Origin of the sequence: Weizmannia sp. FSL W8-0401, assembly GCF_038009125.1 — a bacterium.
GTDB lineage: Bacteria > Bacillota > Bacilli > Bacillales > Bacillaceae_C > Weizmannia > Weizmannia coagulans.
Genome location: NZ_JBBPAG010000001.1, coordinates 3,252,132 through 3,275,188, shown reverse-complemented (window position 1 = coordinate 3,275,188; position 23,057 = coordinate 3,252,132). Strand labels below are relative to the sequence as shown.

At 48.1% G+C, this 23,057-nt stretch carries 23 protein-coding genes, 2 tRNA genes and 1 riboswitch; of the genes, 24 read left to right on the top strand and 1 reads right to left on the bottom strand.

All coding sequences use genetic code 11. The features are described from left to right. The first annotated feature begins 14 nt into the window (after positions 1-14). The 5 genes from rsmG to NSU00_RS15870 all read left to right on the top strand — a co-directional run bounded on the left by rsmG (position 15) and on the right by NSU00_RS15870 (position 4,445). Entirely contained in the window at positions 15-731 is a 717-nt protein-coding gene (gene rsmG, locus NSU00_RS15890) for a 16S rRNA (guanine(527)-N(7))-methyltransferase RsmG (protein WP_029142107.1), read from the top strand. Between the two features lie 144 nt (positions 732-875). Continuing rightward, positions 876-1,736, top strand: coding sequence for a nucleoid occlusion protein (gene noc, locus NSU00_RS15885; RefSeq protein ID WP_013860897.1), 861 nt, complete (start codon positions 876-878; stop codon positions 1,734-1,736). A 341-nt stretch (positions 1,737-2,077) separates the two neighbouring features. Next, positions 2,078-2,839, top strand: a complete 762-nt coding sequence (locus NSU00_RS15880; RefSeq protein WP_014096611.1) for a ParA family protein — start codon at positions 2,078-2,080, stop codon at positions 2,837-2,839. Further along, the gene (locus NSU00_RS15875) at positions 2,832-3,692 is read left to right on the top strand and encodes a ParB/RepB/Spo0J family partition protein (RefSeq protein ID WP_237348742.1); all 861 of its coding nucleotides are present in this window, start codon (positions 2,832-2,834) and stop codon (positions 3,690-3,692) included. The genes NSU00_RS15880 and NSU00_RS15875 overlap by 8 nt, the downstream gene beginning before the upstream one ends. 36 nt (positions 3,693-3,728) lie before the next feature. Next, the gene (locus NSU00_RS15870; RefSeq protein WP_237348741.1) at positions 3,729-4,445 is read left to right on the top strand and encodes a DUF554 domain-containing protein; all 717 of its coding nucleotides are present in this window, start codon (positions 3,729-3,731) and stop codon (positions 4,443-4,445) included. A 233-nt stretch (positions 4,446-4,678) separates the two neighbouring features. Here NSU00_RS15870 and yyaC read toward each other — a convergent pair whose 3' ends face one another. Then, positions 4,679-5,302 (bottom strand): spore protease YyaC, encoded by a 624-nt coding sequence (gene yyaC / locus NSU00_RS15865; RefSeq protein WP_019720262.1) that lies wholly within the window; start codon positions 5,300-5,302, stop codon positions 4,679-4,681. Between the two features lie 213 nt (positions 5,303-5,515). On the opposite strand from yyaC, the gene NSU00_RS15860 reads away from it, so the two are divergent. From NSU00_RS15860 to yycF, 19 genes are all read left to right on the top strand, one after another. After that, positions 5,516-6,427 (top strand): mechanosensitive ion channel family protein, encoded by a 912-nt coding sequence (locus NSU00_RS15860; protein ID WP_340703152.1) that lies wholly within the window; start codon positions 5,516-5,518, stop codon positions 6,425-6,427. Then, positions 6,417-6,617, top strand: coding sequence for a DUF951 domain-containing protein (locus NSU00_RS15855; protein WP_013860891.1), 201 nt, complete (start codon positions 6,417-6,419; stop codon positions 6,615-6,617). The genes NSU00_RS15860 and NSU00_RS15855 overlap by 11 nt, the downstream gene beginning before the upstream one ends. 159 nt (positions 6,618-6,776) lie before the next feature. Next, complete coding sequence (gene ychF / locus NSU00_RS15850) at positions 6,777-7,877, top strand: redox-regulated ATPase YchF (RefSeq protein WP_133537527.1); 1,101 nt, start codon at positions 6,777-6,779, stop codon at positions 7,875-7,877. Between the two features lie 74 nt (positions 7,878-7,951). After that, a riboswitch (FMN riboswitch) is annotated at positions 7,952-8,091 on the top strand. 106 nt (positions 8,092-8,197) lie between these two features. After that, positions 8,198-9,319: a bifunctional diaminohydroxyphosphoribosylaminopyrimidine deaminase/5-amino-6-(5-phosphoribosylamino)uracil reductase RibD gene (gene ribD, locus NSU00_RS15845; RefSeq protein WP_340703151.1), complete on the top strand. Its 1,122-nt coding sequence runs from the start codon at positions 8,198-8,200 to the stop codon at positions 9,317-9,319. After that, entirely contained in the window at positions 9,300-9,947 is a 648-nt protein-coding gene (locus NSU00_RS15840) for a riboflavin synthase (protein ID WP_237348739.1), read from the top strand. Before ribD ends, NSU00_RS15840 begins: the two co-directional genes overlap by 20 nt. Before the next feature lie 17 nt (positions 9,948-9,964). After that, positions 9,965-11,158, top strand: coding sequence for a bifunctional 3,4-dihydroxy-2-butanone-4-phosphate synthase/GTP cyclohydrolase II (locus NSU00_RS15835; protein ID WP_017554602.1), 1,194 nt, complete (start codon positions 9,965-9,967; stop codon positions 11,156-11,158). Positions 11,159-11,170: 12 nt separating this feature from the next. Further along, positions 11,171-11,641 carry a 6,7-dimethyl-8-ribityllumazine synthase gene (ribH, locus tag NSU00_RS15830; RefSeq protein ID WP_019720267.1) on the top strand — a complete coding sequence of 157 codons (471 nt, stop codon included), beginning with the start codon at positions 11,171-11,173 and terminating at the stop codon, positions 11,639-11,641. A 258-nt stretch (positions 11,642-11,899) separates the two neighbouring features. Then, positions 11,900-12,187, top strand: coding sequence for a 30S ribosomal protein S6 (gene rpsF, locus NSU00_RS15825; protein ID WP_013860885.1), 288 nt, complete (start codon positions 11,900-11,902; stop codon positions 12,185-12,187). Positions 12,188-12,248: 61 nt separating this feature from the next. After that, entirely contained in the window at positions 12,249-12,749 is a 501-nt protein-coding gene (gene ssb / locus NSU00_RS15820; RefSeq protein WP_017554535.1) for a single-stranded DNA-binding protein, read from the top strand. Positions 12,750-12,793: 44 nt separating this feature from the next. Next, positions 12,794-13,033 (top strand): 30S ribosomal protein S18, encoded by a 240-nt coding sequence (gene rpsR, locus NSU00_RS15815; protein ID WP_013860883.1) that lies wholly within the window; start codon positions 12,794-12,796, stop codon positions 13,031-13,033. 193 nt (positions 13,034-13,226) lie between these two features. Further along, positions 13,227-14,642 (top strand): ISLre2 family transposase, encoded by a 1,416-nt coding sequence (locus NSU00_RS15810; protein WP_265115626.1) that lies wholly within the window; start codon positions 13,227-13,229, stop codon positions 14,640-14,642. 379 nt (positions 14,643-15,021) lie between these two features. Continuing rightward, on the top strand, positions 15,022-15,963 hold the full coding sequence (locus NSU00_RS15805; protein ID WP_340703896.1) for a YybS family protein: 942 nt from the start codon (positions 15,022-15,024) through the stop codon (positions 15,961-15,963). Positions 15,964-15,998: 35 nt separating this feature from the next. Further along, positions 15,999-17,972: a DHH family phosphoesterase gene (locus NSU00_RS15800; protein WP_265114580.1), complete on the top strand. Its 1,974-nt coding sequence runs from the start codon at positions 15,999-16,001 to the stop codon at positions 17,970-17,972. Further along, a complete protein-coding gene (rplI, locus tag NSU00_RS15795) occupies positions 17,969-18,412 on the top strand; it encodes a 50S ribosomal protein L9 (RefSeq protein ID WP_017550659.1) in 444 nt (147 codons plus the stop codon). The genes NSU00_RS15800 and rplI overlap by 4 nt, the downstream gene beginning before the upstream one ends. Positions 18,413-18,631: 219 nt before the next feature. Beyond that, positions 18,632-19,987 (top strand): replicative DNA helicase, encoded by a 1,356-nt coding sequence (gene dnaB / locus NSU00_RS15790; RefSeq protein ID WP_013860879.1) that lies wholly within the window; start codon positions 18,632-18,634, stop codon positions 19,985-19,987. 177 nt (positions 19,988-20,164) lie between these two features. Next, positions 20,165-21,454 (top strand): adenylosuccinate synthase, encoded by a 1,290-nt coding sequence (locus NSU00_RS15785; protein ID WP_017550656.1) that lies wholly within the window; start codon positions 20,165-20,167, stop codon positions 21,452-21,454. Positions 21,455-21,789: 335 nt separating this feature from the next. After that, positions 21,790-21,865, top strand: a tRNA-Asp gene (locus NSU00_RS15780). Between the two features lie 30 nt (positions 21,866-21,895). Then, positions 21,896-21,968 (top strand) — tRNA-Phe (locus NSU00_RS15775). Between the two features lie 376 nt (positions 21,969-22,344). Beyond that, positions 22,345-23,055: a response regulator YycF gene (gene yycF, locus NSU00_RS15770; protein WP_013860876.1), complete on the top strand. Its 711-nt coding sequence runs from the start codon at positions 22,345-22,347 to the stop codon at positions 23,053-23,055. The last annotated feature ends 2 nt before the right edge of the window (positions 23,056-23,057 follow it).

The window sequence follows — 23,057 nt, the reverse complement described above, 5'->3', positions numbered from 1 at the left end:
GAAAGGATGGAAAAATGGACAGCGGACAATTCATTCCATTATTGGCTGAAAAAGGCATCACCTTAAGCGGGGAACAAAAGAAGCAGTTTGAAACGTATTATGAATGGCTTGTTGACTGGAACAACAAGATGAACTTAACGGCGATTACGGAAAAAGGGGAAGTGTATCTCAAACATTTTTATGATTCGCTGACAGCCGCCTTTTTTACCGATTTTAACGGCCCACTGCACGTTTGTGATGTCGGCGCCGGCGCCGGCTTTCCGGGCATCCCGTTAAAAATCTGTTTTCCGGAAATCCGGCTTTCGATTGTCGATTCATTGCAAAAAAGGATTACATTTCTCGGGCATTTAACAGAAGCGCTCGGTTTAAAACAAGTTTTTCTATTTCACGACAGGGCTGAAACCTTTGCCAAAAAACCGGAACACCGCGAACAATACGATGTGGTCACGGCAAGGGCGGTCGCCAGAATGTCCGTCCTCTCCGAACTGTGCCTGCCGCTTGTGAAACCCGGCGGCAGATTTATCGCGATGAAAGCCCAGCATGCCAAAGAAGAGCTCGAAAAAGCGGAAAAAGCGATCCGTCTCCTCGGCGGACAAACGGAAAATGTATACAACTTTACCTTGCCGGTTGAAGAAAGTGAAAGAAACCTGATTGTCGTCAAAAAGGTAAAGGAAACGCCGAAAAAATATCCGCGCAAACCGGGAACCCCGGTAAAACTCCCGCTTGAATAAGGCGGGCGTTTTACCGTGCCGGAAATCGGGATGATGCGCTAAAATGAGGGAGATTGTTCGAAAAATCGCCGGGAGTTTGGCAGGAACTTGTCTTATAATAGAGAATAAGTAGTTAGGGAGAATTTATAAGGTGGTGTACAGTGAATGAAGCATCCTTTCTCTCGTTTTTTCGGAGTGGAGGAAGAAATCGGGGAAGAAGAACTGGAAGCAGAGAATGAAAATGAAGAGATTAAAAATATCTCCGTCTCCTGCATTATCCCGAACCGGTTTCAGCCACGGACCATTTTTAATGAAGAGAAAATAGATGAACTTGCAAGAACGATCCACACCCATGGCATCATCCAGCCAATCGTCGTCCGCGAATACGAAGCAGGCCAGTATGAAATCATTGCGGGGGAAAGAAGATTCCGGGCTGTCCGGAAACTGGGCTGGGAAACCGTGCCTGCCATCATAAAGAATATGAGCGATACGGAAACAGCCTCGATTGCTTTAATTGAGAACCTGCAGCGCGAAGAACTGACGCCGATTGAAGAAGCGATGGCTTACGGAAAGCTTTTGGAGCTTCACCATTTGACCCAGGAAGCACTGGCACAGCGCCTTGGCAAAGGACAATCAACGGTTGCAAATAAACTGCGCCTTTTGAAATTGCCCCCGGAAGTGCAGGAAGCCCTTTTGAAAAAACAGATCACGGAACGCCATGCACGGGCATTGATTCCTTTAAAAGAGGCGGAAAAGCAGGTTCGCGTCCTCAATGAAATACTCGCAAAAAATTTAAATGTGAAACAAACGGAAGATTATGTCACCCGTATGATGAATAAGCCGGAAAAAAAAGCAAAGCCGCGCAGACAGGCGTTCAGCAAAGATATGCGCATTGCCGTCAATACGATCCGCCAGTCTGTTTCCATGGTGACCGATTCCGGGATCAATCTCGATTCAAAAGAAGAAGATTTCGAGGACTACTATCAAATTACGATTCGGATCCCGAAAAAGGCGAAATCCCAATAAAAGAAACTTGGATGACAGGTTTCTTTTTTTTCAGGTGCAGGCCACTCCCTATCCACCGGCTTTAAACATCTGCCGGGTTTGTGCTGCCTGCCTTGGCTTTACAACAAAGCCCTTTTTCCTGGTATCCCGGCGATGCTGCGTTCTTTTCTGCATGGGTGCAAGGCTTTGGCATTAGAAGCCGCGCCTCCTGGTTTTCAATTGCCGAAAAAACTTGAAACAACCTTTTTTCGGTTTACAGTAAACGAATCTTGCAAACTTTGATACAATAAAGTTACGTGTTTGCCGTTTCTGCAAATGCAGACGGGCCGTGACTAGCGTGACAAAAAAGGTAGGTGGCAACCGTGGGAAAAGTGATTTCTATCGCCAATCAAAAAGGAGGCGTAGGAAAAACAACCACTTCTGTCAACTTGGGTGCCTGCTTAGCATACATCGGGAAGAAGGTTTTGCTTGTCGATACCGACCCCCAGGGAAATGCAACAAGCGGAGCCGGAATTGATAAAGGCGAAGTTCAGCAGTGTATTTATGATGTGTTAGTGGAAGATGCGAATATAAAAGATGTGATCAGGGCAACGGCTGTGGACGGGCTTTATTCCGTGCCGGCAACGATTCAACTGGCGGGAGCGGAGATTGAACTGGTTCCGACCATTTCAAGGGAAGTCAGGTTAAAGCGGGCGATCAGCGCCATCAAAGATGATTATGATTATATTATCATTGACTGCCCCCCCTCTCTCGGGCTATTGACGTTAAATGCACTGACCGCGTCGGATGCCGTCATTATCCCCGTCCAGTGCGAATATTACGCGTTGGAAGGGTTAAGCCAGCTGCTCAGCACGGTCAGGCTTGTCCAGAAGCATTTGAACCACAATCTAATGATTGACGGCGTGCTGCTGACGATGCTCGATGCCCGTACCAACTTGGGGCTCCAGGTCATTGAAGAAGTGAAAAAATATTTCAGGGACAAAGTATACCGTACCATTATCCCCCGCAATATCCGGTTAAGCGAAGCGCCGAGCCACGGGCAGCCGATTATTCTTTACGACCCCAAATCGCGCGGTGCGGAAGTGTATTTAGACTTAGCAAAGGAAGTGGCGGCAAATGGCTAAGGGACTTGGAAAAGGCATTAACGCGTTGTTTGCGAATATGGACGTCGGCAAAGAAGATGCCGTGCAGGAAGTCAATATTAAAGAATTGCGCCCGAATCCTTATCAGCCGCGGAAAAATTTTGAACCCGAAGCGCTTAATGAATTAAAAAAATCCATTCTCCAGCATGGCATCCTGCAGCCGCTTATCGTGCGCAAGAGCATTAAAGGATACGAAATCATTGTCGGGGAACGGAGATACAGAGCTGCAAAAGAAGCAAAACTTACAACGGTGCCGGTTGTTGTCCGCGATTTGAACGACCGGCAGATGATGGAATTTGCTGTGCTCGAGAACCTGCAGCGGGAAGATTTAACGCCGATTGAAGAAGCCAATGCGTACCAGTTTTTGCTTGAAAAATTAAATGTTACACAGGAGGAGCTGGCAAAACGGCTCGGAAAAAGCCGGCCCTATATTGCCAATCACCTCCGTATTTTGTCTTTGCCGGTCAGCATCCAGGAAGCCATGTCTAAAGGCAAACTTTCGATGGGGCACGGCCGTACGCTGCTTGGCCTGGAAAAGAAAGAAAAAATGGAAGAAATCGCTGAAAAGGCTATTGCCGAAGGACTAAGTGTCCGCCAGCTGGAAAAGCTTGTCCAGCAGTTGAACCGGAATGTTTCACGTGAAACGAAGAAAGTCAAACAGGAAAAAGATATTTTTATCCAGGAACACGAAACGGTTCTGCGCGAAAAGTTTGGGACAACCGTTCATATTAAGCGGACAAAGAAAAAAGGGAAAATTGAAATTGAATTTATGTCCAATGAAGATTTAGAACGGATATTGCAATTGCTGGATGCCAGTTTTGAACAGGAAACGTAAGAATTACAAAGATAAAGACAAAAACGGGTGAAAAAGATGGTATTGCTGGGGACAATTGTAAACGGGCTGAGCATTGTAGCCGGTTCGTTTATCGGAAGGCTGTTAAACCATATTCCGGAGCAAATGAAAGGCACCGTAATGCAGGCGATCGGGCTTGCGGTGATGGTGCTGGGGCTCGGAATGGGGCTGAAAAGTGAACAGTATACTATTGTAATATTGAGCCTTGTGATTGGCGCAGTCATCGGCGAAATGCTGCAGCTTGAAGCTCATTTGAACGGGCTTGGTGCCTGGCTGGAAAAAAAGTTTGGAAACAGCAGCCAGGGCAGTACGGCCGAAGCCTTTGTCACGGCAACGCTCGTTTTTGTGATTGGCGCGATGGCCATTCTCGGAGCATTGGATAGCGGAATCAGGGGCGACCATACGGTGCTGTACACGAAATCTGTTCTGGACGGTTTCACAGCACTGATCTTGTCTTCAACCCTCGGTTTCGGGGTGGTTTTTTCGGTTGTTCCGGTGATCCTGTATGAAGGCGCTATTGCGTTATTTGCCACGCAAATCAACCGGCTTGTCCCCGCACCGGTGCTGCACTCGTTTATTACCGAGATGACGGCAACCGGCGGGATTATGATTTTTGCCATCGGTTTGAATATTGCGGGGCTTGCCAAAATCAGGGTGGCGAATTTATTGCCGGGCATCCTGGTGGTTGCCGTGCTGGTCGGCCTGTTGCATGCTTACTATACGGTTTTCGGATGAATTTTACAAGAATGAATCAACACCTGTTTATCGGTTGAAGTATGAATGTGAACCGGCAGAAACTTACTGAAGTTGCGGATCCTTTCACTGGATCCCGGGGGCTATACAGGTTGCCGGCTTATTCATTCATTCATTCATTTGGTTTCGTTGTCATGATATTTTTGTTTAGAAGTTTGCGTTCACCGGGGGATTTCGGATAAACGGTTTCAAAAATGCTGCTGTTTCCGGATAACTTAAATCAGCTTTTCCTTCTCCTGTCCGCTGTTCATGGAAATCATGGCGTTTTGGTATTGAAGATGCAGATGGGCGCGGCTGATGCCTGCAGCGATCAGTTTTGCCATTTTCAGAACAAGATTTAAACGGGTATTCTGAAGGACGGTAAACTCCATAAAACCGCTGATGTTCACAATGCCTGTAATGTGGATGTCGCCAACAGGAGGCAAATCTTTCTTTACACCCGCCCCCGGTTTCACCGGGCCGTCGCCGATTTGGATCATGCCGACGCTCTTCATTTTTCCAAGGCAGGCATCGACGGCAATGATGAAGGGGTCGTGGTGCTTTTGATAAATCCTTTCAATATTTTCTTCCAGGTTTAAAGCATGGACCGGCTTATCCAGCGTTCCGTATACGTTGAAGCAGGCCAGGCCTGTTTCTTCCAGAAAAGTGCCCGTTAAAGGCCCGAGCGAGTCCCCGGTGGAACGGTCGGTGCCGATGCAGACCACCACCAATTCCCGGTTTATGCTTTTCGGAAGTGCTGATAAAATATGGTTGGATATGATTTCTTTTGCCAGAACATCATCATGAAATACCTTGATACGATTGCCGCCGAATTCCAATTGTCCTTTTCTCAGATTCATATCAGCCACTCCCTCTTTGTAATAGTACCAGTATACGGAAAATCAAAAAAATCTATACATTAACATATCTCTTTTTTGATACCCGCAACCGGCAGTTTTACACTTGATTCAGCCGCCAATCAAAAAGGTAATTTTTGAAAAGCGGAGCCGGTTGTCGAGCAAGCGCGGTTTTTTTGTTACAATAACGTTAAAAGAAATGAAGGTTGGTGGAATATGAGCCATTTTGAGACATATCTCAAACACCTCACATCCAAGTGGTTAAATGAAAATACATGGATCGGAGTCGGGGAGACAGTGCTGAAGATGATTGTGGTGCTGCTTGTCGCATCACTGGTCATTAAATTCGGAAAAAAGGCGATCGGCAAAATTTTTGCAGTCCGCGCCAAAGCCCCTCTCCGGTTTTCAGAGCGGCGCGAGGCCACATTGTTGCGGCTGATGGTGAACACATTGACCTATCTCGTCTGGTTTGTTGCCATTGTCACGATTTTGTCCATTATCGGCATCAATGTCCAGGGGCTTCTGGCCGGTGCCGGAATTGTCGGGCTGGCTGTCGGGTTCGGGGCACAAAGCCTTGTAAAAGACGTGATTTCCGGATTCTTTATTATCTTTGAAGACCAGTTTTCGGTCGGCGATACGGTGCAGATCGGGAAATACGAAGGCGTTGTGGAAGAAATCGGGCTCAGGACAACAAAAATCAAAAACTGGACCGGCGAATTATACATCATTCCGAACGGCAATATTTCCGAAGTCACCAATTTGTCCATTTATAACAGCGTCGCCGTTGTGGATGTCCGTATTCCGTACGAAGAGGATATCGACAAAGCGGAAGCGGCCATTCAGGAAATACTGGTGTCATTTGCGGGAGAGCACGAAGAAGTTGTGTCAGAGCCTGAACTGTTGGGCGTCCAGCAGCTCGGCACCACGGATGTTACGCTCAGGGTGGTGGCGGAGACCCTCCCGATGGCACACTGGTATATTGCGAGAGTGTTGAAAAAAGAAATTAAAAAAGCATTGGACGAAAATCGCATCCATGCACCTTATCCTAAAATGGTGACTTATTCCCGTACTGAGAAAGAAGAGGCATTAGCCGGCCAATTTCTAAAGGGGGATGAACATGGAAGATAAAAATTTCGGGTTGTATGATATTGTGGAAATGAAAAAGCAGCATCCGTGCGGCACAAACCGCTGGAAAATCATCCGGATGGGGGCGGATATTCGCATTAAATGTGAAGGATGCGGACACAGCGTGCTGCTGCCGCGCAGGGAATTTGCCCGCAAACTGAAAAAAATCCTCGTCAAGCACGAAGAAGCATAGCCCTTTTATGGGTGTCTTTTTTTGGGAGCCGGGGTGCGGTTAAGTAAGGCCGGCAAACGAAAAATGTTAACCGGGCGCATCCAGCGGCACCCTGGGGGTTTTTGATACGGCCGGGAAAAACTTGAAAGATACGAGAATGTTTGAAGGAGTGGACATAAAATGGCGTTAACAGCCGGAATTGTCGGTTTGCCGAATGTCGGAAAATCGACTTTGTTTAATGCGATCACAAAAGCTGGGGCCGAATCTGCGAACTATCCGTTTTGTACGATTGACCCGAATGTCGGCATGGTGGAAGTGCCGGACGAACGGCTGGAAAAATTAACAGAACTGTACCATCCGAAAAAAACGGTGCCGACCACTTTTGAATTTACGGATATTGCCGGGATCGTCAAGGGCGCGAGCAAAGGGGAAGGGCTCGGGAACAAGTTTCTTTCCCATATCCGCCAGGTGGACGCAATCTGCCATGTCGTGCGCTGTTTTGAGGACGAGAACATTACACATGTTTCCGGGAAAGTCGATCCGATTGATGATATCGAAACAATTAATCTTGAATTGATCCTGGCCGATCTTGAAACGGTGGACAAGCGTATCGGGCGTGTGGAGAAAATAGCAAAACAGAAGGATAAAGAAGCCGTTGCCGAATACGAAGTGCTGTCCAAATTAAAGGCGGCTTTTGAAGCGGAAAAACCGGCGCGGGCGGTGGAACTGACCGAAGACCAGCAAAAAATCGTCAAAGGGTTCCAGCTTTTAACGAGCAAGCCGGTTTTGTATGTGGCCAATGTCGGTGAAGATGACATTCAGGACCCGTCCGCAAACCCGTATGTCGGGAAGGTGCGCGAATATGCCAAACAAGAAGGCGCGGAAGTGATTGTCATATGTGCCCGCATTGAAGAAGAAATTGCCGAGCTGGATGACGATGAGAAAAAAATGTTTTTAACCGAACTCGGCATCCGGGAATCCGGTCTTGACCAGCTGATTAAAGCTGCTTACAGCCTGCTTGGCCTTGCGACTTATTTTACGGCTGGGGAACCGGAAGTCCGCGCGTGGACATTCAAAAAAGGTATGAAAGCCCCGCAATGCGCAGGCATTATCCATTCCGACTTTGAAAAAGGGTTTATCCGGGCTGAAACGGTGTCGTATGAAGATTTAATCGAATATGGCAGCGTGGCAGCTGCAAGAGAAGCCGGAAAAGTGCGCCTGGAAGGAAAAGACTACGTTGTCCAGGACGGCGATGTCATGCATTTCAGGTTTAATGTATAACAGGACTTTTGGACGAATATTCGAATTGTATTGAAAAAATTCAAATCATCCGTTAAAATAAATATCAGTCGAATATTTTCCTTCGGGGCAGGGTGCAATTCCCGACCGGCGGTGATGAGGAAACTCAAAGCCCGTGACCCGTATTCTCCGGAATGCGGTGGATTTGGTGAAATTCCAAAGCCGACAGTAACAGTCTGGATGGGAGAAGGATCAGGTGTTTATTGGAACGCGTATTTCATTATGCCGTTTTGCCCCGCACATCTTCGTGCGGTTTTTTTGTTTTCACGGGTGTATGTTGGCGGAAATTGAATACAGGAGGCATGAAAGGATTGCAAAAAGAAGATTATATGCAGCTTGCACTCCAATTGGCCGAAAGTGTGGCCGGGCAGACTTCCCCGAATCCCCCGGTTGGAAGTGTCGCCGTGAAAAACGGCACGATCGTCGGGATGGCGGCCCACTTAAAGGCAGGAGAAAAACATGCGGAAAGGCTTGCAGTGGAACAGGCCGGGCCGCTTGCAAAGGGCGCTGAAGTTTTTGTGACGCTGGAGCCGTGTACCCATTACGGAAAGACGCCGCCGTGCGCAGATTTTTTAATTGAAAAAGGCATCAAAAAAGTATATATCGCTGCATTGGACCCCAATCCGCTTGTCGCAGGCAAAGGAATAGAAAAGCTCAGGCAAGCCGGCGTAGAAGTGGAAACCGGGGTATTGAAGGAACAAGCGGAAAGGTTGTACCGCCCTTTTTTCCACTTTATTCAAACGAAAACACCGTTTGTCACTGTCAAAACCGCCATGACGGCAGACGGAAAAATTGCAGCTGAAACCCGTGACAGCAAATGGATCACAAGTGAAGAAGCAAGGCGTGATGCCCGCTGGTTAAGAAGCAGGCATGATGCAATACTTGTCGGCATACAAACCGTTCTCCAAGATAACCCCCTTCTCACCGCACGTTTGCCCCATTCCGGGAAAAATCCTATTCGCATTGTATTAGACACCCATTTGCGCATCCCGCCGGAAGCGAAAGTGCTAAACGGCGATGCGCCAACCATTATTTTTTGCGGAAGCGATGCACCAAAAGAAAAAGAACAATGTCTGAAGCAGCTTAATGCCGAAGTGGCCCGCATGCCGCATGCCCGCCTCTTGATCCGTGACGTGTTAGCGGCGCTCGGAAAAAAAGGCGTGATGACTTTGCTCGTCGAAGGCGGCGCGGCGGTAAACAGCTCATTTTTAAAAGAAGGCGCAGTGCAGCAGTATATTTTTTACATTGCCCCGAAAGTGGTCGGCGGGCAAAACGCGCCGTCCCCTTTCGGCGGACACGGGTTTGGCAAGGTGGCCGATGCTTTGCCGCTCCGGTTTGAAAAAGTGGAACAGATCGGGCCGGATTTAAAAATTACGGCTGCCGTCCAAAAGGGGGTGCCGGAGCATGTTTACAGGAATTATTGAAGAAACCGGCATATTGAAACGCGTGGAAAGAGGCCCCCGCTCCCTTAAGCTTGCCGTACAGGCCAGGACGGTTCTTCAAGATGTGCGGCCCGGCGACAGCATTGCAGTGAACGGCGTTTGCTTAACCGTCACTTCCTATACGCAGCATGCATTTACGGCTGATGTCATGCCTGAAACATTTTTCAGCACGGCATTGGCCGGGCTGAACATCGGCAGCAAAGTCAACCTTGAACGGGCAATGGCTGCAGGCGGGCGGTTCGGCGGGCATTTTGTCACAGGGCATGTCGATGGCACCGGCACGGTCTGCTTGAAGCAAAGGATGGAAAATGCCGTGTACATGACGATTTCTGTTCCCTCCTCCCTGTCTGCCTTTCTGATCCCAAAAGGCTCGGTTGCACTCGACGGCACTTCCCTGACCGTGTTCGGGGCAGCGGGCGGGCAATTAACCGTTTCATTGGTGCCGCATACGCAGCAGCATACGATATTGCCGGAAAAAAAGATTGGCGATGCCGTGAATATTGAATGCGATATTTTGGCCAAGTACATGGCCGGGCTGTTCAGGAACGGAGAATGGGCGGAAAAAGAGACCGACATGATGACGCTTCTGAAAGAACATGATTTTATTTAAACAAAGGGGTGAAAAACTTGTTTCATACCATTGAAGAAGCAGTAGAAGACTTAAAGCACGGAAAAGTCGTGATTGCCGTCGATGATGAAAACAGGGAAAACGAAGGTGATTTTATCGGCCTTGCGGAAAAAGCGACACCGGAAATGATCAATTTGATGGCCAAAGCAGGGCGCGGGCTGATCTGTGCACCGATTACGGCGGAAAAAGCACAGCAGCTCGATCTTTATCCGATGGCACGGCAAAATACCGACAGCCACGAAACGGCCTTCACCGTGAGCATTGACCATGCCGCCACTCGCACCGGCATCAGCGCATTTGAACGTGCCAAAACGGTCCGGCACCTGGCAGCAGACGGGGTGAAAGCGGAAGATTTTCACCGGCCGGGGCATATTTTTCCGTTAGTGGCCAAAGCAGGCGGCGTCCTGGAACGGTCCGGCCATACGGAAGCAGCCGTTGACCTGGCAAAACTGGCAGGCGCAAATCCGGCAGGCGTAATATGCGAAATCATGAATGAAGACGGCACGATGGCCCGCCTTCCCCAGCTGGAGGAAATCGCCAAAAATTCCGGCATAAAACTGGTGACGATCCAATCGTTAATCGAGTACAGAAAAAAACATGAGAAACTGATTCAAAAAGAAGCGGAAATCACGCTGCCGACGCGTTACGGCACGTTCCGGGCTGCCGGTTACAAAGATCTGCTGTCGGGGGAAGAACATGTTGCCCTTATAAAAGGGGAAGTAAGCAGTGAAGAGCCGGTGCTGGCAAGGATCCATTCCGAATGCCTGACCGGTGATTGTTTCGGTTCCCTCCGTTGCGACTGCGGCCCGCAGCTTGCCCGGAGCCTTGCGCGGATTGAAAAAGAAGGGCGCGGTGTCCTCGTTTATATGCGGCAGGAAGGCCGGGGGATCGGGCTTCTGAATAAATTGAAAGCTTACCGGCTGCAGGAAAAAGGATTGGATACAGTGGAGGCCAACCGCCGGCTTGGATTTCCGGCAGATATGCGCGACTACTGCATCGCTGCGCAAATCTTAAAAGATACCGGGGCAACGCAAGTCCGGCTTTTAACAAACAATCCTGATAAAGTGGAAGCATTGGCGCGTTACGGTATCCGAATTGCGGAAAGAGTGCCGGTTGAAATCGCGCCTGTCCGTGAAAATGAAGGATATTTGCGGACGAAAGCAGAAAAAATGGGGCATTTGCTGCATATATAGGAGGAGATCAAAATGGGACAAGTATTTGAAGGCAATCTGGTTGGAACCGGCTTAAAAATCGGCGTGGTTGCTGCCCGCTTTAATGAATTTATTACAACAAGGCTTGTAAGCGGGGCAAAGGATGCATTATTGAGGCATGGCGTCAGAGAAGAAGCCATTGATCTTGCTTGGGTGCCGGGCGCGTTTGAAATCCCGCTGGCGGCAAAAAAGATGGCAGAAACGGACAAATATGATGCCGTGCTGGCACTTGGCGCGGTGATCCGCGGCGCGACTCCGCATTTTGAATATGTAAGTGCGGAAGCGGCAAAAGGGGTCGCCCATGCAAGCCTCCATACAGGAACGCCTGTCATTTTCGGGATTCTCACGACCGACACGATCGAACAGGCGATTGAGCGGGCCGGGACGAAAGCAGGCAACAAAGGCTGGGATGCAGCAGTAAGCGCGATCGAAATGGCGAATGTGATCCGGAAAATAGAAGCATAGTGAAACGGATGCCTCCCCCCTGTTGTTTTTGATAAAAATTTCAGTCCGTTTTTAATAAAAAGACCTTGTAAAAGGAACGTATGTTTGATAAAATGGGAATGTCAGCGATAGCCAAATGCGGGATGAAGTCTTTAAGACATTTGATTTTGCCTGCGGGATATGGTATACTTACGACTTGTGAGTAATGAACGCATGAACCATTGCTCCTTGCCCTTTTACATAAAAGGGCCGCATAGTCCATAAGGAGGTGACAAACAGATGAGAAAGTACGAAATTATGTACATTATCCGCCCGAATATCGAGGATGAGGCAAAAAAAGCGCTTGTTGAGCGTTTCGACAATGTCCTCACCAACCAGGGCGCGGAAATCATCGAATCGAAAGAGTGGGGAAAACGCCGTCTTGCATACGAGATTCAGGACTTCCGTGATGGTTACTACCATATCATCAACGTGAATGCTGAACCGGTTGCAGTCCAGGAATTTGACCGTCTGGCGAAGATTAACGGTGATATTATCCGCCACATTGTTGTAAGAGAAGAAGAATAATTTTTAACGATAAAACGTTTCACGTGAAACGGACTTTGAATGATGAGAGGGGTTGATTCTGATGTTGAACCGTGTTGTTCTCGTAGGCAGGCTGACAAAAGATCCCGATTTGCGCTATACGCCGAGCGGAGTAGCGGTTGCTACTTTTACCCTGGCTGTAAACCGTACGTTTACCAACCAGCAGGGGGAAAGGGAAGCGGATTTCATCAATTGTGTTGTTTGGAGAAAACAGGCTGAAAATGTGGCCAACTACTTGAAAAAAGGAAGTCTGGCAGGCGTAGACGGCCGGATTCAGACACGCAACTACGAAGCCCAGGATGGCCGGCGCGTGTATGTCACAGAGGTCGTGGCAGAAAGCGTCCAGTTTCTTGAACCGAGAAGCGCGAATCAGGAACGCAGCAGCAGCCAGAATTACGGGAACAACCAAGGGAATGCTTTCCCGGGGTACAACCAGGATCAAAACCAGAATCAGCGCAATCAAAGTTATTCCAAGCCGGATGAAGATCCGTTCTCAAATGATGGACAACCAATTGACATCTCTGATGACGATCTTCCGTTCTAATGCGGAAAGACCCGTAAAGTGATGAGATAAAGGAGGGTGAAAAAATGGCAGGTGGACGCAGAGGCGGACGGAAACGCCGGAAAGTATGCTACTTTACAGCGAACCATATTACCCATATCGACTATAAAGATGTGGACTTGCTGAAAAAGTTCATTTCTGAAAGAGGAAAAATTCTTCCTCGCCGTGTAACGGGCACAAGCGCAAAATACCAACGTAAACTGACAACTGCAATCAAACGCGCACGTCAAATGGCGTTGCTCCCTTATGTTGCAGAAGACAAATAAGCAGCGGAAAAATCACCCGGATTTTTCCTTCAATATATGAATGAAAAAAGACACCCTGTTTTCAGGTTGTCTTTTTTCATTTCAGTATGTGTAAAATTTTACTCGAAGGGCAGATGAGTGGAAAAAAATGGGAAGACGCTCTATCATTTAAATGTACGCTTGTGGGCGAATACATTTAGAAAGAGGTCTTCCTATGGATATTATATCAATAATTGCTAGATTATTAAAGGATACAAAAAGTCTTATTGAATTTGAAGAACAAGTTAAAATTCTGATCCAGAATGCCTTTACGCAATGGGTTGGGGAAATATTTGAGACGTTAGATAAAACAATTAAGCAAAAAAAGCTGGAGGATGGCTGGGAGTACTGCCGGAGTGATAACAGAAGCATTCAGTTTTTATTTGGAAATGTGACCTTTAAACGTTCACTAATGCATGACCAGAAAGGGAATTCACATTATCCTCTGGATGAATGGTTAGGGCTTTTACCATACCAACGATACAGCCCGTTAGTGGAGTTAAAGGTGGCAGAGTTGGCAAGTGAGAACACCTATCGGGAGGTAGCTGATATTTTAAAAGAATGGACAGCAGTGAGCCTTAGTCACACAACTGTAGGGAACATGGTGAAACACGTAGGGAAAACGCAAGCTGAAGCCGACAAGGCACTTGTAGAAGAGCTAGAAATAGCTGATTCACTACCTGAGGGAAAGAAGGTAGATTACCTGTTTTCCGAAGCTGATGGTATATTCGTCCGGGGACTAGAAAAGAAACAGGGTTTGGAAGTCCACCACGCCATTCTCTATGAAGGATGGGAAACCAATGGCAAAAGAGTCTCTCTACACCATCCCGTTGTTATCATGACGACGAAATCCATCCAGACATTTTGGGATGAAGTCCAAGCTGTAGCAGCCAACACCTATTCCCTAGAAAAAGCTCGTGTCATTACAAATAGTGATGGAGGTGCGGGGTACACAGCTGAACGGTTTCAAACAGCATTCTCACAGTCGGAATTTCCGGTGCTCAACCAGCTGGATACCTACCACGTTGCACAAGCCATCGTAAGGACATTCGGGGGCGGAAAGAGCGAGATCAAAGAGCAAATTAGAAAAGCGATTAGAACGCATGACCTAGACCAATTCACATTGTATTTGGATACGCATGAAAGCACATTGACGGATGAAAAGAGCCTTAAGAAAGTCAAGGAGTTTCGTTCGTACATCCTAAAAAACTGGGACCGCATTTTTGACTGGAGGGACAAGGTAGAGAACGTACCGGAAGGTGCGAGAGGCCTGGGGGCAATGGAATCAAATCAAAGGCATATCTCATTCAGAATGAAGAAAAGGGGGATGCATTGGAGTAAAGCTGGCGCCGAAGCCATGGTAAAGGTGAAACAGGGCATGCTTAACGGGACATTGCAGGAAACCTATCTGAAACACCGTTCAAGAAGCGCGAGAAAGCAACGGAGCTTGCAACAATCCATCAGGATGTCTCAACTATTCAAGCAGCCTGTACGCCCGTCAGTGGGCGTAAAGCACGGATCAGTTGCCCTGCATTCAAGCAGTTCATCGGCAATGGGACATTTAAGCAAAATATTAGAGCTTTCGTTTTAAGCTTGGCTCAGTGGGGACTGATCGTTGAGGCGCGCGAAATTTACGAGACTCCTGCGGGAAAAGCGAGCCAGGAGAGACCCCGCAGCGAGGTACGAGCGAGGAGGCTCGCCGGCCGCCCGCGGAAAGCGAGTGAATTTCGCGCGCCTCAACATCCCCGTTATCCATCTTTATACGGAAATATTACATCTTTTCCGAAAATTACACCGAGCAAGTAAAGCACGGTAGCCGAAAGTGTACAAAAAGAGTGTCTTGGAATACCCGATATTTAAACCTTGTCGAGAAAAACTTGACACATACTTCATTTCATTATCTTTTTGCTTCATGGATGGGTTATGGTAAAATGAGGGGAAATGATGGTTTTTTTGAAGGGAGCATGCGTGTGAAAAAAACAAGAATGCTGACAGAAGGGGCAATGCTTGCAGCGGTTTTCGGCGTCATGCTGCTTGTTGCATTGCATGTCCCGGTGATCCGGATAATTGTTCTGGTTTTTCTTCCGCTGCCTTTTATCCTGTTTTGTGCCAAATATCCTTTGCGTTCGATTCTTGTCTTTTGTCTGGTTTGTTTGCTTGTGTCTGCCATTATGGGAACAGTCATGGCAATCCCGATGGCCGTTTTTTTTGGTTGTATTGGATTTGTTATGGGATACGCTATTCAGCTAAAAAAATCAAAGTTATTTATATACATAGCTACCAGCCTGGCCTTTTTAGCAGTCACGATCATCGGGCTGTTTGCCGCCCTGAAGTTATTCCATCTGAATATCATCGCGGAAAACTTAAACATCATGCAGCAGTCAATCGAACAGTCGAAATCTCTTGTCAACAGCCTTGGGGAACCACAGGCCTATGAGGACCGGTTTGCGCAAATGGCCGATGCCGCAAGCCAGATGTATTCTGTCTATTTGCCGAGCCTGTTATTGCTGTCTGCCTTTATTGCCGTTTTGGTGCTGATTTCCGTGGATTTTCCAATCGCAAAACGTTTCGGTGTCCCGGTTCCGTCCTTTCCACCTTTCCGTGAAATGCGGCTGCCGGGGAATATCTTATGGTATTTCATTCTGGCAATGGCAGCCAACCTGCTGATGCGCGGGGACACGGGCAGCTTCTTTGAGAAAGCGGTCCTGAATCTGATGCTGATATTCCAAATTCTCATTTTGCTGCAGGGGTACGCTTTTATAAGCTTTGTCAGCCACGAGAAAAAATGGCCAAAAGGCTTACTGGCTATCGCCGTCATTTTATCCATCATGTTCAGCCCGCTGCTTTATCTTGTCATGATATTCGGTATAATGGATTTAGGATTTGATTTCAGGCGGATGATTCAAAAGTGACCCTTTTTTAGTTTCTCAATATAGGAGCTGAAGGTATGCCTTCTTACTACAATAAACGGTTAATGCGCTATCCGTTATACGGCTTAATTGCAGTATCTTTAATCCTGCTCGGCATTATTTTCTTTTACCACTGGTGGATAACGGCAGCCGGCATTGTTGTGCTCGGGGCGTTATTCTACTGCGCATTTTACGTGGAACAGCGGTCGAACGAAGAAATTGAACGCTATATTTCCAATCTTTCCTACCGGGTCAAGCGCGTCGGTGAAGAAGCACTGATGGAAATGCCGATCGGGATAATGCTGTACAATGAAGATTACATCATAGAATGGACAAACCCGTTCATGGCCTCCTGCTTTAATGAAGATACGCTTGTCGGGCGTTCCCTTTACGATGTAGCGGAAGTGCTATTGCCGCTGATTAAGCAGGAAATGCATTCCGAGACGATCAGTTTAAATGAAAGGAAGTACCGGGTCGTCCTGAAACTGGAAGAGCGGCTGCTTTATTTTTTCGACATTACGGAGCAGGCTGAAGTCGAGCAGCTGTATGAAGACGAACGGACCGTGATTGCCATTATTTACTTGGACAATTATGATGAAGTGACACAAGGCATGGACGACCAGTCTGTCAGCAACCTGAACAGCCTCGTGACCTCCATTTTAAACAAATGGACAATGGAGTTCGGCCTGTTTTTTAAACGGATTTCGTCTGATAAATTTATTGCGGTATTCAATGAACGGATTTTGCATGAATTGGAAGACAATAAATTCTCGATTCTTGATGAAGTCAGGGAGGCCACAGCGAAGCAAAACGTGGCGCTGACTTTGAGCATCGGGGTTGGCGCAGGTGTCCCGTCCCTTCCCGAACTGGGGGAGCTTGCCCAGTCGAGCCTTGACATTGCCCTTGGGCGCGGCGGCGACCAGGTTGCCATCCGGCAGGCGAACGGAAAAGTGAAATTTTACGGCGGCAAAACAAACCCGGTTGAAAAGCGGACAAGAGTCCGGGCCCGCGTGATTTCCCATGCATTGCGGGAACTCATGATGGAAAGGGATAAGGTGATGATCCTGGGCCACAAATTTCCGGATATGGATGCTGTTGGTGCTGCTGTCGGCATCCGGAAAGTGGCGGAAATCAACCAAAAAGACGGCTATATTATTTTAAATCCGAGTGAAACGGACACAAGCGTCAAGCGGCTGCTTGAGGAGATCAAACAGTATCCGGATTTGTATGCCCGCTTCATTACACCGGATGAGGCGCTTGAAATGGCAACGGATGATACATTGCTTGTAGTTGTTGATACGCACAAGCCTTCCCTTGTTATCGATGAACGGATCGTCAGGCGGATTGAAAATGTCGTGGTCATTGACCATCACCGCCGCGGGGAAGACTTTATTAAAAATCCGCTGCTTGTCTATATGGAACCGTACGCCTCCTCGACATCCGAACTTGTAACCGAATTGATGGAATACCAGCCGAAAAACGGCAAAATCAATATGCTTGAAGCAACGGCCCTGCTTGCTGGTATAATAGTGGATACAAAAAGTTTTACATTGCGGACAGGCTCGCGCACGTTTGATGCAGCATCCTATCTCCGTGCCCAGGGCGCCGACACGGTGCTTGTGCAAAAATTTTTAAAAGAAGATTTGCGTTCGTATATCCAGCGCGCCCGGCTTGTAGAAACCGTTAAATTTCCGCTAAACGGCATTGCGGTGGCAAAAGGGAAAAATGATACCATTTATTCCCCTGTTTTAATTGCGCAGGCTGCCGATACGATTTTAACGATGAACGGCGTCGATGCTTCTTTTGTCGTCGGGCGGCGCAGCGAGAATGAAGTGGGGATCAGCGCAAGGTCGCTTGGAAGCGTCAATGTGCAAATCATTATGGAAGCGCTGGACGGCGGCGGGCACCTTTCCAATGCGGCCGCCCAGCTGAAAAATATAACGGTTGATGAGGCGGAAGAAAAGCTCATCCAAGTAATAGAAGAGTATATGGAAGGGAGCCAGGAATCATGAAAGTTATATTCCTAAAAGACGTAAAAGGCAAAGGAAAAAAAGGAGACATTAAAAACGTGGCGGACGGTTATGCCCACAATTATTTGTTCAAAACCGGGGCGGCAATAGAAGCCACGCCTGCCAATCTGAAAAACATGGAAGCTCAAAAACGGAAAGAAGAAAAACTGGCGCAGGAAGAACTGGAAGAAGCCAAAAAACTAAAAGAGAAACTTGAAAACATCACGGTTGAAATCAAAGCCAAATCGGGCCAGGACGGGCGCCTGTTCGGCTCGATTACAAGCAAGCAAATCTCCGAACAACTGAAAAAAAGCTTCCAGATCCAAGTGGATAAAAGAAAAATAGAGCTGCCGGATGCGATCCGCACTTTGGGTTATACGAAAGTGCCAGTCAAATTGCACCATGATGTAACGGCAGTGCTCAATGTCCACGTTTCCGAATAGAAACGGATTTTACCAGCTTTCTTTTTGCTTCCCGCGTGTTAAAATAATAGTACGTGCAGAAAAATGTGGTCCATTTTATCGTGATCACATTTTTTCTATTTGGAATGAGTATGCGGTTCTTTTACGGCAAACGGGTTACCGGTTAAACTGCCATTCTCCCCGGCATGCTTCGTTTTGGTGCCGGAACCGGATGATTCAGGATAAAATGGAGGATTCAAAATGAATGAATTGCAAGACCGAATTCCCCCCCAGAATATAGAGGCGGAACAGGCAGTGCTTGGTGCCATTTTTTTGGAGCCTTCTGCATTTATAACGGCTTCGGAAATTTTGACGGCAGACGATTTTTACCGGAATGCCCATCAAAAAATTTTCCAGGTGTTTGCGAAGCTGAATGATGCCGGCAAGGCAGTCGACCTTGTAACAGTGGCGGAAGAATTATCAGCCACCCGGCAGCTTGAAGACGCAGGCGGCCTCTCTTATTTGAGCGAACTGGCCGCAAGCGTTCCGACAGCGGCCAATATTGCTTATTATGCCGGAATTGTGGCTGAGAAAGCTTTGCTCAGGCGCCTGATCCGGACGGCCACCCATATTGCCCAGGAAGGCTATACGCGGGAAGACGACGTCGATGAACTGCTGGATGAAGCCGAACGCAGCATTATGGAAGTGGCCCAGCGCAAAAATGCCGGCGATTTTAAACATATTAAAGATGTCCTTGTCAGCACATACGATAACATCGAAATGCTCCATAACCGGAAAGGCGACGTCACAGGGATACCGACAGGGTTTTACGAACTTGACCGGATGACGGCCGGTTTCCAGCGCAATGACTTGATCATCGTGGCGGCGCGCCCGTCTGTCGGGAAAACGGCTTTTGCCCTCAATATCGCGCAAAATGTCGGCACAAAGACAGGGGAAAATGTGGCGATCTTCAGCCTTGAAATGGGTGCTGAGCAGCTTGTCATGCGGATGCTGTGCGCGGAGGGCAATATTGATGCCCAGCGGCTCCGGACCGGGGCGCTGACGGACGAAGACTGGCGGAAACTGACGATGGCAATGGGAAGCCTTTCCAATTCCGGCATCTATATTGATGATACACCGGGGGTAAGGGTAACGGAAATCCGCTCGAAATGCCGCCGCCTAAAGCAGGAACACGGGCTTGGCATGGTGGTCATCGACTATTTGCAGTTGATTCAGGGAAGCGCCCACTCCCGTGAAAACCGGCAGCAGGAAGTTTCCGAGATTTCAAGATCGCTGAAGGCGCTGGCCCGGGAACTTGAAGTGCCGGTCATTGCCCTTTCCCAGCTTTCACGGAGCGTGGAACAGCGCCAGGATAAGCGGCCGATGATGAGTGATATCCGTGAATCGGGAAGCATCGAACAGGATGCCGATATCGTGGCTTTTTTGTACAGGGAAGACTATTATGAACAGGACACGGAAAATAAAAATATCATTGAAATCATTATTGCGAAGCAGCGGAACGGCCCGGTCGGCACCGTCCAGCTTGCTTTTGTAAAAGAGTACAATAAATTTGTAAACCTGGAACGGCGGTTTGACGATGCGCCTGTTCCGGCATAGCAAGTATCCGCATGAAGCCTTTCCTTTCCAAGGAAAGGCTTCTTTTTTTGTGCCGTTTACGAATAAAAACGCTGAAAAAATATATAAATGTTCGGATTTACATTGACTGATGGCGGTTTAAGCTGGTAAAATGGTGGATGGAAATCATGATTTGTAAAATATGCGGAGGTGCACTCAATGTCGTCAGTGGTCGTGGTAGGTACACAATGGGGGGACGAAGGAAAGGGAAAAATTACCGACTTCCTCTCTGAAAATGCGGAAGTGGTGTCCCGCTATCAGGGCGGGAATAACGCGGGCCATACCATCCGTTTTAATGGGGAAACATATAAATTGCATTTGATTCCATCAGGGATTTTTTATAAAGACAAAATTTGTGTCATCGGAAACGGGGTTGTTGTCGATCCAAAGGCGCTCGTCGAAGAACTGGAATACCTGAACGGACGGGGCATTTCAACGGATAACTTGCGCATCTCCAACCGGGCGCACGTTATTCTGCCTTACCATATCAAGTTGGACGGTGCAGAAGAAGAGCGGAAAGGCAGCAATAAAATCGGCACGACGAAAAAAGGGATCGGCCCGGCGTATATGGATAAAGCAGCAAGGACCGGCATCCGGATAGCCGATCTGCTTGATTACGAAGAATTTAAAGAAAAACTGGCGCGCAATCTTGAGGAAAAAAACCGGCTGTTTGAAAAAATATATGAAACGGAAGGCTTTACGCTGGAAGAAATTTTGGAGCCTTATTACGAATATGGCCAGCGCTTTAAACAATATGTCTGCGATACGTCAGTTGTTTTAAACGATGCGCTTGATGCGGGCAAACGCGTCCTTTTTGAAGGGGCGCAAGGAGTCATGCTCGATATTGACCAGGGGACTTATCCGTTCGTCACATCATCCAACCCGATTGCCGGCGGCGTGACAATCGGTTCCGGCGTCGGCCCGTCGAAAATCAACCATGTTGTCGGCATTGCCAAGGCTTATACAACACGTGTCGGCGATGGTCCGTTCCCGACAGAGCTTCTGGATGAAACCGGCGACCGGATCCGCGAAACCGGCCATGAATACGGCACAACGACAGGAAGAGCGCGCCGTGTCGGCTGGTTCGACAGTGTTGTCGTCCGCCATGCGCGCCGGGTGAGCGGCCTGACAGACTTGTCCGTAAACCTGCTCGATGTACTGACCGGCATTGAAACGTTGAAAATTTGTGTCGCCTACCGCTATAAAGGGAAAGTGCTTGAAGCGTTTCCGGCCAGCTTAAAAGTGCTGGCCGAATGCGAACCGGTTTACGAAGAACTGCCGGGCTGGACGGAAGATATAACTGGCTGCCGTTCTCTTGATGATCTCCCGGAAAATGCCCGCCATTATCTGGAGCGCATTTCCCAGCTGACCGGTGTTCCCCTTTCCATGTTTTCCGTCGGCCCGGACCGCCTGCAGACGATTGTGGTCCAAAGTGTCTGGCGGGTATGATGGAAAGCCCAGATGAATTGATTTTGGGCTGCCGGATAAAGCGGCGGCGGAAACGTACCTGGAACCACGTGGAAAAAAACGATGAAAAAGGGACGCCGGGCAGGCACCACAAAAAGCGGTTTTTATCCCGGAATGTCCAATAGAACGGAAAAACGGCGTGATCCCATAAAAGGGGTTTCTCGCCGTTTTTATTTTATTTTAAAGTGGCACACGTTGCGGCTGCCATGCTTAAAAATGAACTTCCATACCCGTTAGCTTAAAAAATTTGTAGAAATGTGTTGCAAAATGGATGATAGATATGATAACATTACTTCTGTTGTTACAAAATGCACAATGGTCCCGTGGTGTAGCGGTTATCACGCCTGCCTGTCACGCAGGAGATCGCGGGTTCGATTCCCGTCGGGACCGCCATTTTACTTATACATATTTGTTCCCGGTTCAGGCCCGGTAGCTCAGTCGGTAGAGCAAAGGACTGAAAATCCTTGTGTCGGCGGTTCGATTCCGTCCCGGGCCATTTACTAAAAAGCACTGCGATGACTTAGACTCTCGTAGTGCTTTTTTATTATACTATACGGCCCGCCCGGCAAGATAAAATGGAAAACAGAATGCATGCCAGATCCCCGGCGCCTTTGATAGATATTACCAGGGGCATGGTTTCAGTAGAATTGGACAATTTTTATGCAAGTAAGTTAAAATTATAATAGTATGGCTGCTGGAAGCTGCCTGTGAATCCTTGATACAGAGCAGCAATGCTTCTGGACTTCCGGGGGCATTGCTGTTCGCCATGCTTCGGGGAAAATGAAATTTTTTAGGAACATAAAGATAACAGAAAATTGTAGATAGATGTCAATCAATGAAAATGGCGCATTTTAAATGAAGGAGTATGGACGATGGACAAAAAAATCTTGATCGTGGATGATGAAAAACCGATTGCCGATATTTTGCAGTTTAATTTAACAAAAGAGGGCTATACGGTGTTTTGCGCCTATGACGGCGAGGAAGCACTGGAAAAGGTGGAAGAAGTGCAGCCGGATTTAATTGTCCTTGATATTATGCTGCCAAAGCGGGATGGCATGGAAGTTTGCCGCGAAGTGCGGAAAAAATACAATATGCCGATCATTATGGTAACGGCAAAAGACTCAGAAATTGATAAAGTGCTCGGCCTTGAGCTCGGTGCCGATGATTATGTCACAAAACCTTTCAGCACCCGTGAACTGATTGCCCGCGTCAAAGCGAATTTGCGGCGGCACCAGCAGACGCCCCCGGCTCCGGGTGAGGAAGAGGAATCCAATGAAATTGCAATCGGTTCACTTGTCATTCATCCGGATGCTTATGTCGTCTCAAAACGCGGCGAGACGATTGAACTGACGCACCGCGAATTTGAGCTGCTCCACTATCTAGCAAAGCATATCGGGCAGGTCATGACGCGCGAGCACCTGCTTGAGACCGTGTGGGGCTATGACTATTACGGCGATGTCCGGACAGTGGACGTCACGGTCAGACGGCTCCGCGAAAAAGTGGAGGATAACCCGAGCCATCCCGAGTGGATTGTGACAAGGCGCGGTGTCGGTTATTATTTGCGCAACCCTGAACAGGAGTAGCC

Coding starts and splice junctions, on each gene's coding strand:
- rsmG (WP_029142107.1), top strand. CDS start 15: ATGGACAGCGGACAATTCATTCCATTATTGGCTGAAAAAGGCATCACC.
- noc (WP_013860897.1), top strand. CDS start 876: ATGAAGCATCCTTTCTCTCGTTTTTTCGGAGTGGAGGAAGAAATCGGG.
- NSU00_RS15875 (WP_237348742.1), top strand. CDS start 2,832: ATGGCTAAGGGACTTGGAAAAGGCATTAACGCGTTGTTTGCGAATATG.
- NSU00_RS15870 (WP_237348741.1), top strand. CDS start 3,729: ATGGTATTGCTGGGGACAATTGTAAACGGGCTGAGCATTGTAGCCGGT.
- yyaC (WP_019720262.1), bottom strand. CDS start 5,302: ATGAATCTGAGAAAAGGACAATTGGAATTCGGCGGCAATCGTATCAAG.
- NSU00_RS15860 (WP_340703152.1), top strand. CDS start 5,516: ATGAGCCATTTTGAGACATATCTCAAACACCTCACATCCAAGTGGTTA.
- NSU00_RS15855 (WP_013860891.1), top strand. CDS start 6,417: ATGGAAGATAAAAATTTCGGGTTGTATGATATTGTGGAAATGAAAAAG.
- ychF (WP_133537527.1), top strand. CDS start 6,777: ATGGCGTTAACAGCCGGAATTGTCGGTTTGCCGAATGTCGGAAAATCG.
- ribD (WP_340703151.1), top strand. CDS start 8,198: ATGAAAGGATTGCAAAAAGAAGATTATATGCAGCTTGCACTCCAATTG.
- NSU00_RS15840 (WP_237348739.1), top strand. CDS start 9,300: ATGTTTACAGGAATTATTGAAGAAACCGGCATATTGAAACGCGTGGAA.
- ribH (WP_019720267.1), top strand. CDS start 11,171: ATGGGACAAGTATTTGAAGGCAATCTGGTTGGAACCGGCTTAAAAATC.
- rpsF (WP_013860885.1), top strand. CDS start 11,900: ATGAGAAAGTACGAAATTATGTACATTATCCGCCCGAATATCGAGGAT.
- ssb (WP_017554535.1), top strand. CDS start 12,249: ATGTTGAACCGTGTTGTTCTCGTAGGCAGGCTGACAAAAGATCCCGAT.
- rpsR (WP_013860883.1), top strand. CDS start 12,794: ATGGCAGGTGGACGCAGAGGCGGACGGAAACGCCGGAAAGTATGCTAC.
- NSU00_RS15810 (WP_265115626.1), top strand. CDS start 13,227: ATGGATATTATATCAATAATTGCTAGATTATTAAAGGATACAAAAAGT.
- NSU00_RS15800 (WP_265114580.1), top strand. CDS start 15,999: ATGCCTTCTTACTACAATAAACGGTTAATGCGCTATCCGTTATACGGC.
- rplI (WP_017550659.1), top strand. CDS start 17,969: ATGAAAGTTATATTCCTAAAAGACGTAAAAGGCAAAGGAAAAAAAGGA.
- dnaB (WP_013860879.1), top strand. CDS start 18,632: ATGAATGAATTGCAAGACCGAATTCCCCCCCAGAATATAGAGGCGGAA.
- NSU00_RS15785 (WP_017550656.1), top strand. CDS start 20,165: ATGTCGTCAGTGGTCGTGGTAGGTACACAATGGGGGGACGAAGGAAAG.
- yycF (WP_013860876.1), top strand. CDS start 22,345: ATGGACAAAAAAATCTTGATCGTGGATGATGAAAAACCGATTGCCGAT.